Origin of the sequence: Saccharopolyspora sp. 7B, assembly GCF_020177435.1 — a bacterium.
GTDB lineage: Bacteria > Actinomycetota > Actinomycetes > Mycobacteriales > Pseudonocardiaceae > Saccharopolyspora_C > Saccharopolyspora_C gregorii.
The window spans coordinates 15,812-30,971 of sequence record NZ_JAIUKC010000097.1; the positions used below are offsets into that span (position 1 = coordinate 15,812).

Sequence of the window (15,160 nt, forward strand, 5' to 3'; positions counted from 1 at the left end):
GCAGTTCCGACCGGAAACCGCTTCGGCCGCACCATCGGCCGTCCTCCGGGGCATCGGAACCCGACCGCGGCGGATCAGGGACCAAGGTGCCGGGCCCGGCTCGACACCTCCGGGGCGGTCCAGCGTTCGCGAGGCGCGAAGACCGTGCGGCACAACAGAATCGACCGACTGCACCAGCGCTCGGGGGCGCCGGCGGTCGGGACGGGGGAGGGCCCGGGCTGTCATTCGGGGGATGGCCCGGGCCCTGTGCTTTTCCCCGTTGATCTTGGTCCGTCCCGCCGCGCCTTCGCCGCGTCCGCCACCGCCTCCGCGCGGGAGGCGCCGTCCGCGCGCGGCAAGTGCCGGAGGACTTCGTCAGATGGCCGGCCGGACCACCAGGACCGGGCAGGCCGCGTGGCGGACGCACTGCTCGGCGACCGAGCCGAGGAGCAGGCCGGCGAAGCCGCCGCGACCGCGGTGGCCCACCACCAGCAGGTCCGCGCCGCGGGAAGCCGACAGCAGCGCCTGTGGTGACGGGGAGTGCGCGATGTGCCGCTGCACCGGGATCCGGGGCTCCGCGCCCAGCCGGTCCCGCACGATCCGCTCCGCCGACTCGTCCACCGATCGCTGGTAGGCGTCCATGCTCGGCACCGCCCCCGGTGGGCAGTCCGCGGGCCGCGGCGCCGTGCGCATGCTCCACGCCCGCACCACGTGCAGCACCGCCGAGCGCAGCTCCGCCTCGTGCGCGGCCACGTCCAGCGCGCGCAGCGAGGACGGCGACCCGTCGAGGCCGACGGCGACCCCGCCGTCCACCTCGACCTGTTGCACGGTGCGTTCCACGTCTCCACTGCACCGCCTTCCGGCCCCGCTGTCGACTCGACCACTCGAACGAGTCCGATATGTGATGGTTCACAACTCGTGGTGGAAACTTCACATGATCGTCTGCCTGTGGTAATGGATAAGGCAGGACGCGTGCCTCCACACCAACGTCGCTGAGGTGCATGCGCCACGTCGGACCGCCACAGCGGTCCGCGTGCTTCCCCCCAACAGCAGAGAGGTGGGCCATGGTGCATTCGACCGAGTGCTCGCCGGAGCGGCGCGACCCGCCGCGCTTCCGGCGCGACCAGACCGACGTGCTCCTCGAACCGGTTCCCCGGCTGGAGTGGTCGCTGGCCACGGAGGCGCACCCCGTGGTGGCCGAAGCCGCCGCTCCCGCCTCGCTGCGCCGGAGCTGGATCCACACCGCCGCGGAGCAGAAGGTCCTCGACCTCTACCGCAAGCTGCACGGCTCGGCGAGCAGGCTGCCCGCCCCGTGGTGGCTGCGGGCGCTGGACCGCGGCGAGCTGTCCTCCCGAGCCGAGGGGTTCGCCTTCGAGGACGACGTGCACCGGCTGCTGACCAGCCGCGACGGCTGGGTGTTCGTGCCGTGGGCGGGCACCGGCGAGACCGGGTACTGGGAGTACGCGCCCTCCGAACGCGGCACCAGGCACGCGCCGACGACCGTCGCGCTCACCGACGACCACCCCGGCTGGGTCGAGGTCGTCGCCGCCCACACCGACGGTCCGCCGCCGCCGCTGCCGCTCAGCGGCACCGGCGGGCTGCTCGCCGCGCTGCCGGTCGTCGAATCCTGGTAGCGGCCCTGCCCGGCGGGTTTGCGATACTCACCTCTCGATGAGCACTTCTGACCAGCAGGTCCAGCACCGGCGCACGATCGTCAGCTACGTCCAGCGCGGCGAGCGGATGACCGTCGGCCAGCAGCGGGCGTGGGACCGGCACTGGCCCTCGATGGGCGACTCGGTGGACGCGCTGCCCGCCGGGCCGCTGGACGCGGCGACCTGGTTCGGGCGCGAGGCCCCGCTGGTGCTGGAGATCGGTTCCGGCATGGGTGAGAGCACCGCGCAGCTCGCGGCCGCCGCGCCCGAGATCGACCACCTCGCCGTGGAGGTCTACAAGCCGGGCCTGGCGCAGCTGCTGCTGCGCGCCGAGCACCTGGAGCTGTCGAACCTGCGGCTGCTGCGCGGCGACGCGGTGGTGCTGCTGCGCGAGCACGTGCCGCCGGGGTCGCTGGCCGGGGTGCGGATCTTCTTCCCGGACCCGTGGCCGAAGAAGCGCCACCACAAGCGGCGGCTGGTGCAGCCGGAGACGATCGCGCTGATCGCCTCCCGGCTCGCGCCCGGCGGGTACGTGCACCTGGCGACGGACTGGGAGAACTACGCCGAGCAGATGATGGAGGTGTGCTCGGCGGAACCGGAGCTGCGCAACCGGTACGCGGCCGAGCCGGGCGGCTGGGCTCCGCGGCCCGAGTGGCGTCCGGTCACCAAGTTCGAGAGCCGCGCCCACGACGAGGGCCGGGAGATCCACGACCTGATCTTCGACCGGGTCTGACCGCGCGGGCCCGGTCGCTCCGCCGCCGACGGGCGGGGTGCGCGGGCGGTGCGGCGGTGGTCAGGCCGCGTCGTGCACCTTCGGGGTGAGCAGGGCGCGGCCGCGGTGCTCGACGACGTCGGGCAGCAGCGAGCTCACGGCCATCAGCAGCAGCACGGCGACCGCTCCGATGGTGCCGAGCGCGGTGGCGGTGATGGTCAGCATGGGTGGTACCTCCGGGTCGGCGATCCCCACCAGCTTCACCGCCCGGCCGGGTCGGCCGGATCGGCCGAACGGCCGGTCCACCTCCTACTTCCGGTCAAGCCGCGACCGCGAGCTCCGGCGCGCGCTCGCCGAGCCGCAGCACCTGCTCGGCGCGGGCGAGCAGCGCGGGGTCCGCGGTCGCCAGCACCACCGCGATGCCGTGGGCGCGGGCCGCGTCCAGCAGCTCGGCGGTGGTGGACGCGGTCAGCTCCGGGGAGTCCGCGAAGATCACGCTGGGCCGGTGGGCCATCGCCCGCGCCACGGTCAGCCGTTCCGCCTGGGCGGCGGAGAGCTGCCCGGGGAAGCGGTCCCGCACCCGCTCCAGGCCGAAGTCGCGCAGCATCCCCGCGGCGCGGTCCATCGCCGCGGCCCGGTCGGCCCCGGCCAGCATCTGCGGCAGCGCGCAGTTCTCCGCGGTGGTCAGCTCGGGGACCAGCATCCCGTCGGCGAACAGGAACCCGAAGCGGCGCTGCCGCACCTCCCGCAGCTCGTGATCGCCGAGCTCGTCGATGCGCACCCCGTCGAACAGCACCGCCCCCGCGTCCGGGCGGCGCAGTCCGGCGAGCACCTGCAGCAACCACGTCTTCGGCTCGCGGGACGGGCCGTCGAGCGCGGCGACCGTTCCGCGGGCCAGTGCGAAGTCCACGCCGAACAGCTGCGGGAACGTGGTCAGGTTCCGCGCCTCCAGCAGGGCCGTCGAGGGGTGTTCCGGTGCAGCCGCCACCGCGATCTCCTTCCGCCGGCCGGTCCGCACCGGCCGCCACTGCGCTTCCGGAGAACACGTTCTCGTGCGGTGGCGGTGCGGCGCGTCGGTCGGGCGGACACCGTTCGATGTCCGATCGGGCGAGGTTTCGGACCATTCGGCCGGGCCCTCCCGCGGGTACCGGGGATTAGGGTCGCGTCGTGAGTTCCAGCCCGACGCCCGAGATGTCGGCGCAGCGACTCGGTCGTCTCCTGCGGGCGCCGTGGTTCCTCGCCGCGCTGATGACGTTGTCGTGTTCCGCGGACGTGGTGCTGCTGATCCAGCACGGCGGCACCGCGCCGATCGCGTTGCCCGGTGCCGCGCTGCTCGCGCTGCTGGCGGTGCGGGGGCGCCGGCATCCGGTGGTGTGCTCGGCCGCCGCCGCGGCCGTGCTGGTGCTGTCCAGCGCGGTGATCCGGATCGCCGGCGCCGCACCGCCCTCGGTGGGGCTGGACGCGATCCTGGCCACCGAGAACCTGGCGTTGATGCTGCTGGTGCTGTTCGCGCACCGCCGGTTGCCGCCGATGAAGGCGCTGCCGGTCACCGCCGGGCTCGTGCTGGCGTGCATCGGTTCGGTGTACCTGCGCGGGAACATGCCCTCCGCGGGCGGGCAGTTCGTCGCCCTCGGGGTGCTGCAGCTGATGCTGGCGGTGGGCACCGGGACGTACGTGCGCGGCTGGCAGCTCAGCACGACCTCGACGCCGCTGCGGGAGCTGCTGCGCCGCCAGTGGCCGATGATCGCCGCGCTGTCGGTGCTGCTGTTCCTGGACACCGGGACCGCGTTCGAGGGGACGGCGGAAAGCCTGGTGCCGTTGCTGGGGTCGCTGGTGCTGGCCGCGCTGTCGGTGCTGACGCCGCTGCGACCGGTGGAGATCACGCTGCTGGGCGCGACCGGGGCGCTGTGCATGGGCGGCGCGGCCCGGGTGGTCGGGAACTGGCCGACGCACGCCGGGCTGATGGACGACGTTCCGGTGACGGCGGTCGCGGCCGGGATGCTGATGATGGCGTACCTGGTCCGCTACGCCCCCAGGCGGCGGGCGGTGCTCGGCGGTTCGGTGCTGGTCGGCGCGGTGCTGGTGGCGGCGGCGGTGGTCCCCGACAGCCCGTTCTTCTGGGGCCGCGGCTACGCGCTGGACCTGCTGATGCTGGGTGGCCTGCTGCTGGTGCTGGCCGTCGGTTCCGGGCTGTACTTCCGGGCCAGGGATGGGGAGAGGACTCGCACGGTGGAGAGCGCGGTGGAGCAGGCGCAGCAGGCGGAACGGCTGGCGCTGGCCAGGGAGCTGCACGACGTGGTCGCCCACCACGTCACCGGGATCGTGGTGCAGGCGCAGGCCGCGCAGATGGTGGCCGCGCAGAAACCGGAGGCGGCCGTGGAGGCGATGGAGCGCATCGCGGGCAGCGGCACCGAAGCGCTGGTGGCGATGCGCAGGCTGGTGGCGAGCATGCGCGGCGCGGAACCCGCGGGGACCAGCGGCGCCACCGAGCAGGCCACCACCGACCTCGCCGCCGACCTCACCGCGCTCGCCGAGGGCGCTGGCCCGAAGGTGTCGCTGCGGGTCGAACTGGACCAGGAGGTGCCGCAGGAGGTCGCCCGCTCCGCGCTGCGCCTGGTGCAGGAGTCGGTGACGAACGCGGGCAAGCACGCCCCGGACGCCACCGAGATCCAGGTGGTGGTGCGGTCTCCGCAGGAGCACGTGCACATCCGCGTCACCGACAACGGTTCCGGCAGCCGCGCCGCACCGGCGGGTGGCTCCGGAGGATACGGTCTCGTCGGCATGCGCGAGCGGATCGAACTGCTCGGCGGCCGCTTCAGCGCAGGACCGGTGCCGGACGCCGGCTGGCGGGTCGAGGCGTGGCTCCCGCTGGCCGAACGCGACGCCGGCTGAGCGCGCGGTGCACGACGAGGAGGGGAAACCGATGATCCGGGTGCTGATCGCGGACGACCAGGAGATGGTGCGGGCCGGTTTTCGGATGATCCTGGAGTCGCAGGACGGCATCGAGGTCGTCGCCGACGTCTCCAACGGGCTCGACGCGGTGAAGAAGGCGCGGGAGCTGCGCCCGGACGTGTGTCTGATGGACATCCGGATGCCCGGGCTGGACGGCCTGGAGGCCACCAAGCAGCTCGCGGGCCCGGACGCCACCGACCCGATCAAGGTGGTCGTGGTGACCACCTTCGACCTGGACGAGTACGTGGCCTCGGCGCTGGCGAACGGGGCGAGCGGCTTCCTGCTCAAGGACGCGGGTCCGGCGCTGCTGATCGAGGCGATCAACGCGGCCTCGCGCGGGGACGCGCTGGTGTCGCCGCAGATCACGGTGCGGCTGCTGCAGCACTTCTCGAAGCCGCCGGAGCGGCCGCGGCGCGGGGTGCAACCGCTGCGGGAGGAGCTGACCGAGCGGGAGCTGGACGTGGTGCGGGCCACCGCGCGCGGCCTGACGAACGTGGAGATCGGCGGCGAGCTGTTCATGTCGCTGTCCACGGTGAAGACCCACCTCGCGGCGGCGCAGACGAAGATCGGCGCGCGGAACCGGGTGGAGACGGCGTCGTGGGCGTGGCGCAGCGGTCTCATGGAGGACTGATCACCCGCGGGTGAGCGGGCCGGTCGCACCGCACCGGTATGTCCACAGTGGACTTCGTGCGACCGGCTTGCCCCGGCGGTGCGCCGCTGCGGCAGAATGCGCGCATGCCGACCGCCTTGCGCCTGCACGCCCCGATCGCCGTTCCCTGCGACGCCGACTGCTCGGTGATCCGCGACGCCGTCGTGGACGTCGACGAGCACGGCCGCATCGGCTACTGCGGCCCGCGCGAGGGCGCACCGCCGCGCGCGCAGGAGACCGCGGTGCGCGAATGCGGCGGGATCCTGCTGCCCGGCCTCATCAACGCGCACGCGCACAGCCCGATGACGCTGCTGCGCGGCATGGGCGGCGACCTGCCGCTGCTGCGCTGGCTGCGCGAGGTGATCTGGCCCGCGGAGGCGCGGCTGCGGCCCGCCGACGTCCGCGCCGGCATGGAGCTCGGTTCGGTGGAGATGCTGCGCGCCGGGGTGACCACCAGCGCCGAGATGTACTTCTCCGGCGAGTCCGTGGCCGAAGCGGTGCTGGCCGTCGGCTCCCGGGTGGTGCTCGGCCCGGCCGTGATCTCCGCGCCCGGCCTGGAGGGCATGGGTTCCTGGCAGGGCATGGTCGAGGCCGTCGACCGCTGGATCGACGCGGACGGCCTGCGGTTCGGGCCCGCCGACCGGATCGAGCTCGGCTACGGCGCGCACTCCGCCTACACGCTGCCGCCGGAAGCGCTGCGCCGCATCGGGGAATCCGCGCAGCAGCGCGGAGCCCTGGTGCAGACGCACGTCGCCGAAGCCGCCGACGAGGACCGGGAGCAGCGGGAGCGCTACGGCTCGGTGCCCGCGCTGCTGGACTCGCTGGGCGTGCTGGACGGCCGGGTGCTGGCCGCGCACTGCGTGCACCTGTCCGACGCGGACATCGAGCTGTTCGCCGACCGCGGGACGGGCATCGCGCACTGCCCCGGTTCGAACGCGAAGCTCGCCTCCGGCACCGCGCGGCTGGTCGACCTGCTCGCCGCGGGCATCCCGGTCGGCCTGGGCACCGACGGCCCGTCCAGCAACGACGACCTGGACCTGTGGGAAGAGGTCCAGCTGTCGGTGATGCTGGCCCGGCTGTCCACGGGGGACGCGATGGCGCTGACCGCACCGGGCGCGCTGCTCGCCGCGACCAGGGGCGGGGCGGCCGCGCTGCACCGCGACGACATCGGCGCGCTGGAACCGGGGCGCTGGGCCGACGTCGTGCACCTGGACGTGGACGACCCGGCGTTCGCGACCGGCATCGACACCCCTGACGAGCAGCTGCTGTCGAACCTGGTGTGGGCGGCCGGTTCCCGCTGCGTGCGCGACGTCTGGGTGGCGGGCGAGGAGGTGCTGCGCGACCGGGAACCGACGCGCGTGGACCGGCGGGCCGTGCAGGCCGCCGCCCGCACCGCCGCCCAGCACGTGCGCGGCTGAACCGGGTTCCCCGGGAACCTTCCGCACCGCCGGAGCGACTCCTCCAGCAGCGGCGCCGCGCGGCGGTCGGCGCGCGGGGCCGGAGCGGTCGCGGGCACGAGGTGAGGAGCACGGCATGGCGAAGCAGATCGGGATCCTGCTGTTCCCGGACGTGGAGGAGCTCGACGCGCTCGGGCCGTGGGAAGTCCTGTCGTTCTGGACGCGGACGTTCCCCGCGGACGGCTACGAGGTGCGCACGTTCTCCCGCGACGGCGGCGAGATCGCGTGCGCCAAGGGCTTGACCGTCCGATCAGGACACTCGTTCGCGGATGTGCCGGAGCTCGACGTGCTGCTGCACCCCGGCGGCCAGGGCACCCGGCCGATGCTGCGCGACGCGGAACACCTCGCGTGGGTGCGGGAGCAGCGCGCCGCGGTCCCGCTGCTGACCAGCGTGTGCACCGGTTCGCTGGTGTTCGCCGCGGCGGGGCTGCTGGCGGGGCGTCCCGCGACGACGCACTGGCGCTCGCTGGAGCTGCTGGCGGAACTGGAGCCGACCGCGCGGGTGCGCCCGGACGACCGCTTCGTCGACGACGGCGACCTGGTCACCGCGGCGGGGATCTCGGCGGGCATCGACATGGCGCTGCACCTGGTGTCCCGGCTCGCCGGGGTGGAGCGGGCCCGCGACGTGCGCCGCGGCATCCAGTACGACCCGCGGCCGCCGATCTGATCGGACCGGCGCGCGGGGCGGCGGCGTCGGCGATGATGGCGGCATGATCGACACGACGCGCACCTTGGCCCTGATCGGCTCGGCCGCGGGCGGGGTGGAGCACATCCGCGCCGAGCTGGTCGAACCCGCGCTGTCCCGCGGCTGGCGGGTCGCGGTGACGCTCACCCCGACCGCGGGCGCGTGGCTCGCGGCTTCCGGGGAACTCGACCGGATCGCGGAGCTCACCGGCCTGCCGTGCCGGGTGGCGTCGCGGATGCCGTCCGAACCCAGCCCGCACCCGCCGATCGACTGCTACCTGGTGTGCCCGGCGACGGCGAACACGGTCAGCAAGCTCGCGCTCGGCCTCGGCGACAGCCAAGCGCTGACCACCGCGGTCGAAGCGGTCGGCGCGGGCACGGCACCGGTGGTCGTGTTCCCCACGGTCAACGCCGCGCACCACCGCCACCCGGCGTGGAAGTGGCACACCTCGGCGCTGCAGGACGCGGGCGTGCACCTGTTGACCGGCGAGCGGTGGTGGGCCGCGCACGAACCGCGCAGCGGGCTCGGCCAGCAGATCCCGTGGCGCCGCGTCCTCGACGAGCTCGACCGCCTCGTGCCGCCCCGCTGAACCGGGACGACCGCAGGTACGACGAAGGCCCAGCTCCGATGTGGACATCGTGTGAGCTGGGCCTTCGTGTTCTGAGCGGATGACGGGAATCGAACCCGCGTATTCAGCTTGGGAAGCTGATGTTCTACCATTGAACTACATCCGCATTCGCCGTTCCCGGCGCGGCCAACTCTAGCACGGCAGGCGGCCGAAGATCGCCAGGGGGCCTCCGGATACGCTTGCCCACGTGCTGCTGAGCGACCGGGACCTGCGTGCAGAGCTGGACCAAGGACGACTCGAACTCGAACCGTTCGACGTCGCCATGATCCAGCCGTCCAGCATCGACGTCCGGTTGGACCGCTTCTTCCGGGTCTTCGACAATTCGAAGTACACCCACATCGATCCTTCGCAGCAGCAGGACGAGCTGACCTCGCCCGTGGAGGTCACCGGCGAAGATCCGTTCGTGCTGCACCCCGGCGAGTTCGTGCTCGGCTCCACCTTCGAAGCGGTGCGGCTGCCGGACGACCTGGCCGGGCGGTTGGAGGGCAAGTCCTCGCTGGGCCGGCTCGGGTTGCTCACGCACTCCACCGCCGGGTTCATCGACCCCGGGTTCACCGGGCACATCACCCTCGAACTGTCGAACGTGGCGAACCTGCCGATCACGCTGTGGCCGGGCATGAAGATCGGGCAGCTGTGCCTGTTCCGGCTCTCCAGCCCCGCGGAGCACCCGTACGGCACGACCCGCGCGGGTTCCCGGTACCAGGGCCAGCGCGGGCCCACGCCGTCGCGCGCGCACCTGAACTTCCAGCGGGTCGACACCCGCCGCGACTGACGCCTCCGCACGCCGTGCCGCCGAGGGCGGGCCGTTCGCCGAACGGCCCGCCCTTCGCGTGGAATGTCCTGTTCTCGCAGGCAGGAGGGCTCGTGCGGCAACGTTGCGTGCGCACGTGACTACCACGTGACCGATTCAGTCGCCACGGTGAGCATCCTCACCCTGAATCGAGGAAGAAAAGAGGTGGTTCAGACCCTAAAGTCCCCAGAGCCCGGCGCTCTCCCCAGGTGTGCAGCGAGGCAGACCGGCGAGCGGGCACAGGAGAACTCGATGTCGGTTACGCAGTCGCGCGACCCCGGTGCCTCGACCGGGCACCTGGGGCACGTCGTGATGATCGCGAGCGCGGCGGCGCTCGGCGGTTTCCTCTTCGGCTACGACACCTCGGTGATCAACGGTGGGGTCGACGCCATCCAGAGCTACTTCCAGGTTGGTTCCGCGATGACGGGGCTGGTCGTCTCCTCGGCGCTGCTGGGGTCGGCGGTCGGTGCCGGCATCGCCGGTGGACTGGCCGACCGGATCGGCCGGATCCGGGTCATGCAGATCGCCGCGGTGCTGTTCGTGATCAGCGCGATCGCCTCCGCCGTCCCGTTCGCCATCTGGGACCTGGCGATCTGGCGCATCGTCGGCGGCATCGCCATCGGCATCGCGTCGGTGATCGCGCCCGCCTACATCGCGGAGGTCGCGCCCGCCGCGTACCGCGGCCGGTTGACCTCGTTGCAGCAGCTGGCGATCGTGCTCGGCATCGCGCTGTCCCAGCTGGTCAACTACGGGCTGGCCGAGGCCGCGGGCGGCAGCGCCTCCAACGAGCTGGGGCCGCTGCAGGCCTGGCAGTGGATGCTCGGCGTCGCGGCGGTGCCTGCGCTGGTGTACCTGGTGCTGGCCTCGATGATCCCGGAGTCGCCGCGCTACCTGGTGGCCGCCGGCCGGGACGACAAGGCCCGCGAGGTCCTCAGCGGGATCGAGCCGGGCGACGTGGACGGCAAGATCGCCGAGATCCGGCGGGTGCTCGGCGAGCGCAAGCCGCGGTTCTCGGACCTGCGCGGCGGGTTCGGCGTGCTGCCGATCGTCTGGGTCGGCATGGCCATCGCCGCGCTGCAGCAGTTCGTCGGCATCAACGTGATCTTCTACTACTCGTCCTCGCTGTGGCAGTCCGTCGGCATCGAGGAGAGCAGCTCGCTGCTGCTGAGCCTGTTCACCTCGATCGTGAACATCGTCGGCACGTTCATCGCGATCGCGCTGGTCGACAAGATCGGGCGGAAGCCGCTGCTGGTGATCGGTTCGATCGGCATGGCCGTCTCGCTGGCGGTCACCGGCTGGGCGTTCAGCTTCGCGCAGGTCGTCGGCGAGGACGCGGTGCTGCCGCCGAGCTGGGGCGTGGTCGCGCTGATCTCGGCGAGCGCGTTCGTGCTGTTCTTCGCCGCCTCGTGGGGCGTGGTGCTGTGGGTGCTGCTCGGCGAGATGTTCCCGCCGCGCATCCGCGCCGCGGCGCTGGCCGTCGGCACCATGACGAACTGGGTGGCGAACTGGCTGGTCACGGTGAGCTTCCCGAGCCTGCGGGACTGGAACCTGCCCGCGACGTACTTCATGTACGCGGCGTTCGCGCTGATCTCGTTGGTGTTCGTGCTCCGCTACCTCAAGGAGACCAACGGCCGCTCCCTGGAGGAGATGGGCAGCTGACCGCTCCCCTCCACCGTGGGGAAGGCGCCCCGGGTATCTCCGGGGCGCCTTCCCGCGTGCGGTGTCCGCCGCTCAGCGCCGCGGTGAGCTCGAGTCGATCGCGGTCGCGGCCACCCGGCCGGGGGCTGATCACCGCTCGTGGCCAGCGGCGTCGAAATCCCCCCGTTCTCGCGATTAGGACCACTGGGACGGGTGGAAGATCGAGGTAAAGCGCGCTGAGTCGACCTTCACCCCGTAGGACTGGATGCGGCGATCGACACAGCTCGGCGCCACACCCACAGGACGACGGAGAGGTAGTCATGCAGCTCTCGAAGTTCGCGAAGACCGCAGCCACCGCCGGAATCGTGCTCGGCCTGAGCGCCCTCGCCGCCCCCGCGGCGCTCGCCGACGGGTACGTCACCAACAACCAGGACGGCACCAACGTGGGCGTGCACGAAGGCGGCTTGAACGGCAACGGTGCTGACAACGACAACGGGAACGGCAGCGGCAACGGGAACGGCAGCGGCAACGGCAGCAACATCCTCAAGCCTGGTGGTCACCACAAGGGGATGCCGGTGAGCGAGTACGTCGCCGGAAAGCTGGCAGGCTGAGCACGGTCGGCTAGTGATCCGGTCCGCGCAGCGAAGCGGACCGGGGCTGGATGACAGGAGGGGCGGCCCCACGGTGGGCTTGCCCCTCCTGCGCGTCCGGGGTCAGTTCTCGGACTTGTCCTGGTCCGGGAGGGGGGTGCCGGTCGGCTCGGCGTCGGTGGGGACGTCGGCCTTGCCGTTGGCTTCGGCCTCGCCACCGGTCTCGGCACCGCCGGTCTCCGCGGAGCCGTCGGCGACCGGGGCGGAGGCGCCGTCGCCGCCGCGCTTGACCGAGGAGAGCAGCAGCTGCGCGACGTCGATGATCTCGACGCTCTCCGAAGCCGCCCCTTCGTTCTGGCGGGCGGTGAGGCCGTCGTTGAGCATCACGCGGCAGAACGGGCAGCCCGTCGCGATCTTCTGGGGCGCGGTGCCCAGCGCCTCGTCGACGCGCTCCACGTTGATGCGCTTGCCGGTCTTCTCCTCCATCCACATCCGGGCGCCGCCGGCGCCGCAGCACATCGAGCGGTCGCCGTGCCGCGGCATCTCGCGGAAGTTCGCGCCGGAGGCGCCGACCAGGTCGCGCGGCGGCGTGTAGACCTTGTTGTGGCGGCCCAGGTAGCAGGGGTCGTGGTAGGTGACGTCCTCGGCGATCGGGGCGACCGGGACGAGGCGCTTCTCCCGCACCAGCTTGTTCAGCAGCTGGGTGTGGTGCACGACCTCGAAGTTCCCGCCGAGCTGCGAGTACTCGTTGGCGAGGCTGTTGAAGCAGTGCGCGCAGGTCGCGACGATCTTGCGCTTGCCGGGCTCGCGGCCCTCGAACACCGAGTTCAGCACCTCGACGTTCTGCTGGGCGAGCATCTGGAACAGGAACTCGTTGCCCGCGCGCCGCGCCGGGTCGCCGGTGCAGGTCTCCTCGCCGCCGAGCACGGTGTACTTGACCCCGGCCATGTGCAGCAGTTCGGCGACCGCGCGGGTGGTCTTCTTCGCGCGGTCCTCGAAGGCGCCCGCGCAGCCGACCCAGAACACGTACTCGGTGTCGTCTTCGAGCTCACCGTCGAAGACGGGGACCTCGAAGTCCAGGTCCTCGGTCCAGTTCAGCCGGTCCTTGGCGTTCTGGCCCCACGGGTTGCCCTTGTTCTCCAGGTTCTTGAACATCCCGCCGAGCTCGGTGGGGAAGTTCGACTCGATCAGCACCTGGTAGCGGCGCATGTCGACGATGTGGTCGACGTGCTCGATGTCCACCGGGCACTGCTCGACGCAGGCGCCGCAGGAGGTGCAGGCCCACAGCACCTCGGGGTCGATGACGCCCATCTCGTCGGGGCCGCCGACCAGCGGGCGCTCCGCCTCGGCCAGCGCCAGCGCGTTGATTCCCGCGAGCTTCTCCTCGGCGCCCTCACCGGTGATGCCGACCTCGTCGCCTGCCATGTCCTTGCTGCCACCGGCGAGCAGGTACGGGGCCTTGGCGTAGGCGTGGTCGCGCAGCGAGGTGATCAGCAGCTTCGGCGACAGCGGCTTCGCGGTGTTCCAGGCGGGGCACTGGGACTGGCAGCGACCGCACTCGGTGCAGGTCGTGAAGTCCAGCCAGCCCTTCCACTTGAAGTCCTCGACCTTGCCGACGCCGAAGACGTCCTCGTCCGGGTCGGCCTCTTCGAAGTCGAGCTCCTTGCCGCCGGACATCATCGGCTGCAACGCGCCCAGCGCCCGGCCGTCGCCGGCCTCGCGCTTGAAGTAGATGTTGAAGAACGCGGTGAAGCGGTGCCAGGCCACGCCCATCGTGATGTTCGAGGCGATCACGATCACCCAGATCATCGCGGACAGGATCTTGAACCCGGCGAAGATCGAGATGGCGGCGGTGCTCGACGGGAGGATGCCGCCCAGCGCGTAGGTCAGCGGCGAGGACCAGAACGGTGCCTCGAACAGCCCGGAGGCCTGCTTGAACGCCCGCAGGCCCATGATCCCGAAGCCTTCGAGGACCACGACGGCCTCGACGAAGTACGCCTGGCCGAAGTTCGAGCCCTCGAACCGGGACACCCGGTCCGCGCGGCGCGGGTGGTTCAGCTGGCGCACCCCGATCAGCCAGAACCCGCCGAGCACCGTGGTGATGCCCAGCAGTTCGACGATCAGGTTCCACGGGCCGAACCAGCTCAGCAGCGGGGTCTCGAAGGTCGGCACGAAGACCTCGAAGTAGGCCTCCAGCACGCTCAGGCTCAGGCCGCCGAAACCGACCATCACGAACCAGTGCGCGACGCCGACGTGGCCGAACTTGAGCATCTTGGTGTGGCCCAAGATCTCCTTGACCATGTTGCCGAACCTCGCCCCGAACGGGCCGCGCCTGGTCGGGTCGGGTTGTCCGAGGCGGATGGACGAGATCATCCGCCGCACGGTCCTGACGACCATGACCACCGCGACGGCCGTCACGGCCAGGCAGATCAGGCCCAGGACCAGCTGCAGCGCACCCATGCTCGCGGCCTCCATGTTCGGGGGTTGTCCGTTTGAGGAGCGTACGCCTTATTACCGATCGGTAACCAGCGGGGCTCCGGCGTGGTGGGAACGGGGTGATTCTGCGCAACGCCCTGCCGAAAAACTAGTTGGGCGATCGTGCAGCTTTGCGCGTGGGGGGATGTTCGCCGTGGTGGCGGCCACCGCGCAGTGGCACCGAGTGCCGCGTTCTCGCTGCTGGGCGCGACATCCCGGCCCGCTCCGCGCCACCGCCGGGCGGCCGACCCCCCCGTGCGCCGCCGGGCGGGGGCGGGTGCGACGTTCGCCACTTATCGCCCGCACCGGCCGCCACCTGATCGACGCGGCCTCCCGCGGAGGTGCCGCGGCGTATCCTCGAGGCCTCTCGGATGAGCGGCGACCGCCCTGGTCGCGACGTCATCGGGATCATGGGGGAAAGACGATGGACGACGCCGAGCAGCCCGCCGTGCGCGCCTCCGACGCCGACCGCGAGCAGGTCGCCGAGCGGCTGCGGACGGCCTTCGACGAAGGTCGGCTGGGCCTGGCCGAGTACGACGAGCGGGTCCGCGACGCCTACGCGGCCGTCACCCGGGCCGACCTGGTGCCGCTCACCGCGGACCTGCCCGCCGCCGCGGAGGCCGCCGCACCGCCCGCGAAGCGGTCCCGCGCGCCCCGGCTCCGCAAGGAGTGGCGGGACTGGGCGCAGACCGGGTTCCTGCTGGTCGGGATCTGGGCGGTGATCTCGTTGGCCGGCGGCGGCCCGATCTTCTTCTTCCCGATCTTCCCGCTGGGCATCTGGGCCGTCGTGCTCGTCTCGCAAGCGCTGTTCGGGCACGGCGACTCCGACGGCTCCGGGTGCGACGAGGACGGGGACGACGAGAACGGGGACGACGAGCCGGATGCGCGTCGGCTGGAGCGCTGACCGGTCCTGCCCCGCCCGCCGGGAGCAGGCGTAACCTTCGGGAGAAAGA

At 72.1% G+C, this 15,160-nt stretch carries 15 protein-coding genes and 1 tRNA gene; 11 read left to right on the forward strand and 5 right to left on the reverse strand.

Going from position 1 to position 15,160, the window contains the following annotated elements; all coding sequences use genetic code 11:
* Positions 1-354 precede the first annotated feature (354 nt).
* A complete protein-coding gene (locus LCD33_RS16235; protein ID WP_224960085.1) occupies positions 355-819 on the reverse strand; it encodes a universal stress protein in 465 nt (154 codons plus the stop codon).
* 224 nt (positions 820-1,043) lie between these two features.
* On the opposite strand from LCD33_RS16235, the gene LCD33_RS16240 reads away from it, so the two are divergent.
* On the forward strand, positions 1,044-1,613 hold the full coding sequence (locus LCD33_RS16240) for a hypothetical protein (protein WP_224960084.1): 570 nt from the start codon (positions 1,044-1,046) through the stop codon (positions 1,611-1,613).
* Positions 1,614-1,650: 37 nt separating this feature from the next.
* Positions 1,651-2,364 carry a tRNA (guanosine(46)-N7)-methyltransferase TrmB gene (gene trmB, locus LCD33_RS16245; protein ID WP_224967335.1) on the forward strand — a complete coding sequence of 238 codons (714 nt, stop codon included), beginning with the start codon at positions 1,651-1,653 and terminating at the stop codon, positions 2,362-2,364.
* A 60-nt stretch (positions 2,365-2,424) separates the two neighbouring features.
* Here the strand turns inward: trmB and LCD33_RS16250 are convergent, their stop codons facing one another.
* Both LCD33_RS16250 and LCD33_RS16255 read right to left on the reverse strand, forming a co-directional pair.
* Entirely contained in the window at positions 2,425-2,568 is a 144-nt protein-coding gene (locus LCD33_RS16250) for a hypothetical protein (RefSeq protein WP_224967334.1), read from the reverse strand.
* Between the two features lie 94 nt (positions 2,569-2,662).
* Entirely contained in the window at positions 2,663-3,331 is a 669-nt protein-coding gene (locus LCD33_RS16255; protein ID WP_224967333.1) for an ABC transporter ATP-binding protein, read from the reverse strand.
* Positions 3,332-3,510: 179 nt separating this feature from the next.
* Here LCD33_RS16255 and LCD33_RS16260 point away from each other — a divergent pair, with 179 nt between their 5' ends.
* From LCD33_RS16260 to LCD33_RS16280, 5 genes are all read left to right on the forward strand, one after another.
* On the forward strand, positions 3,511-5,235 hold the full coding sequence (locus tag LCD33_RS16260) for a histidine kinase (RefSeq protein ID WP_224967332.1): 1,725 nt from the start codon (positions 3,511-3,513) through the stop codon (positions 5,233-5,235).
* A 31-nt stretch (positions 5,236-5,266) separates the two neighbouring features.
* Positions 5,267-5,926, forward strand: coding sequence for a response regulator transcription factor (locus LCD33_RS16265; protein ID WP_224960076.1), 660 nt, complete (start codon positions 5,267-5,269; stop codon positions 5,924-5,926).
* Positions 5,927-6,030: 104 nt separating this feature from the next.
* Positions 6,031-7,362 (forward strand): amidohydrolase family protein, encoded by a 1,332-nt coding sequence (locus tag LCD33_RS16270; RefSeq protein WP_224967331.1) that lies wholly within the window; start codon positions 6,031-6,033, stop codon positions 7,360-7,362.
* A 115-nt stretch (positions 7,363-7,477) separates the two neighbouring features.
* Entirely contained in the window at positions 7,478-8,068 is a 591-nt protein-coding gene (locus LCD33_RS16275) for a DJ-1/PfpI family protein (RefSeq protein WP_224967330.1), read from the forward strand.
* A 43-nt stretch (positions 8,069-8,111) separates the two neighbouring features.
* Positions 8,112-8,675, forward strand: a complete 564-nt coding sequence (locus tag LCD33_RS16280) for a flavoprotein (protein ID WP_224960070.1) — start codon at positions 8,112-8,114, stop codon at positions 8,673-8,675.
* 74 nt (positions 8,676-8,749) lie between these two features.
* Here LCD33_RS16280 and LCD33_RS16285 read toward each other — a convergent pair.
* A tRNA-Gly gene (locus LCD33_RS16285) sits at positions 8,750-8,820 on the reverse strand.
* Positions 8,821-8,901: 81 nt separating this feature from the next.
* Between LCD33_RS16285 and dcd the strand changes: the two genes are divergently transcribed.
* From dcd to LCD33_RS16300, 3 genes are all read left to right on the forward strand, one after another.
* The gene (gene dcd, locus LCD33_RS16290) at positions 8,902-9,486 is read left to right on the forward strand and encodes a dCTP deaminase (RefSeq protein ID WP_224960069.1); all 585 of its coding nucleotides are present in this window, start codon (positions 8,902-8,904) and stop codon (positions 9,484-9,486) included.
* A 270-nt stretch (positions 9,487-9,756) separates the two neighbouring features.
* Positions 9,757-11,163, forward strand: coding sequence for a sugar porter family MFS transporter (locus LCD33_RS16295; protein ID WP_224960068.1), 1,407 nt, complete (start codon positions 9,757-9,759; stop codon positions 11,161-11,163).
* A gap of 299 nt (positions 11,164-11,462) precedes the next feature.
* Positions 11,463-11,753 (forward strand): hypothetical protein, encoded by a 291-nt coding sequence (locus LCD33_RS16300; protein ID WP_224960067.1) that lies wholly within the window; start codon positions 11,463-11,465, stop codon positions 11,751-11,753.
* Between the two features lie 102 nt (positions 11,754-11,855).
* Here LCD33_RS16300 and LCD33_RS16305 read toward each other — a convergent pair whose 3' ends face one another.
* Positions 11,856-14,192, reverse strand: a complete 2,337-nt coding sequence (locus LCD33_RS16305; protein WP_224960066.1) for a (Fe-S)-binding protein — start codon at positions 14,190-14,192, stop codon at positions 11,856-11,858.
* A gap of 439 nt (positions 14,193-14,631) precedes the next feature.
* Between LCD33_RS16305 and LCD33_RS16310 the strand changes: the two genes are divergently transcribed.
* Positions 14,632-15,111: a DUF1707 domain-containing protein gene (locus tag LCD33_RS16310; protein WP_224960065.1), complete on the forward strand. Its 480-nt coding sequence runs from the start codon at positions 14,632-14,634 to the stop codon at positions 15,109-15,111.
* The last annotated feature ends 49 nt before the right edge of the window (positions 15,112-15,160 follow it).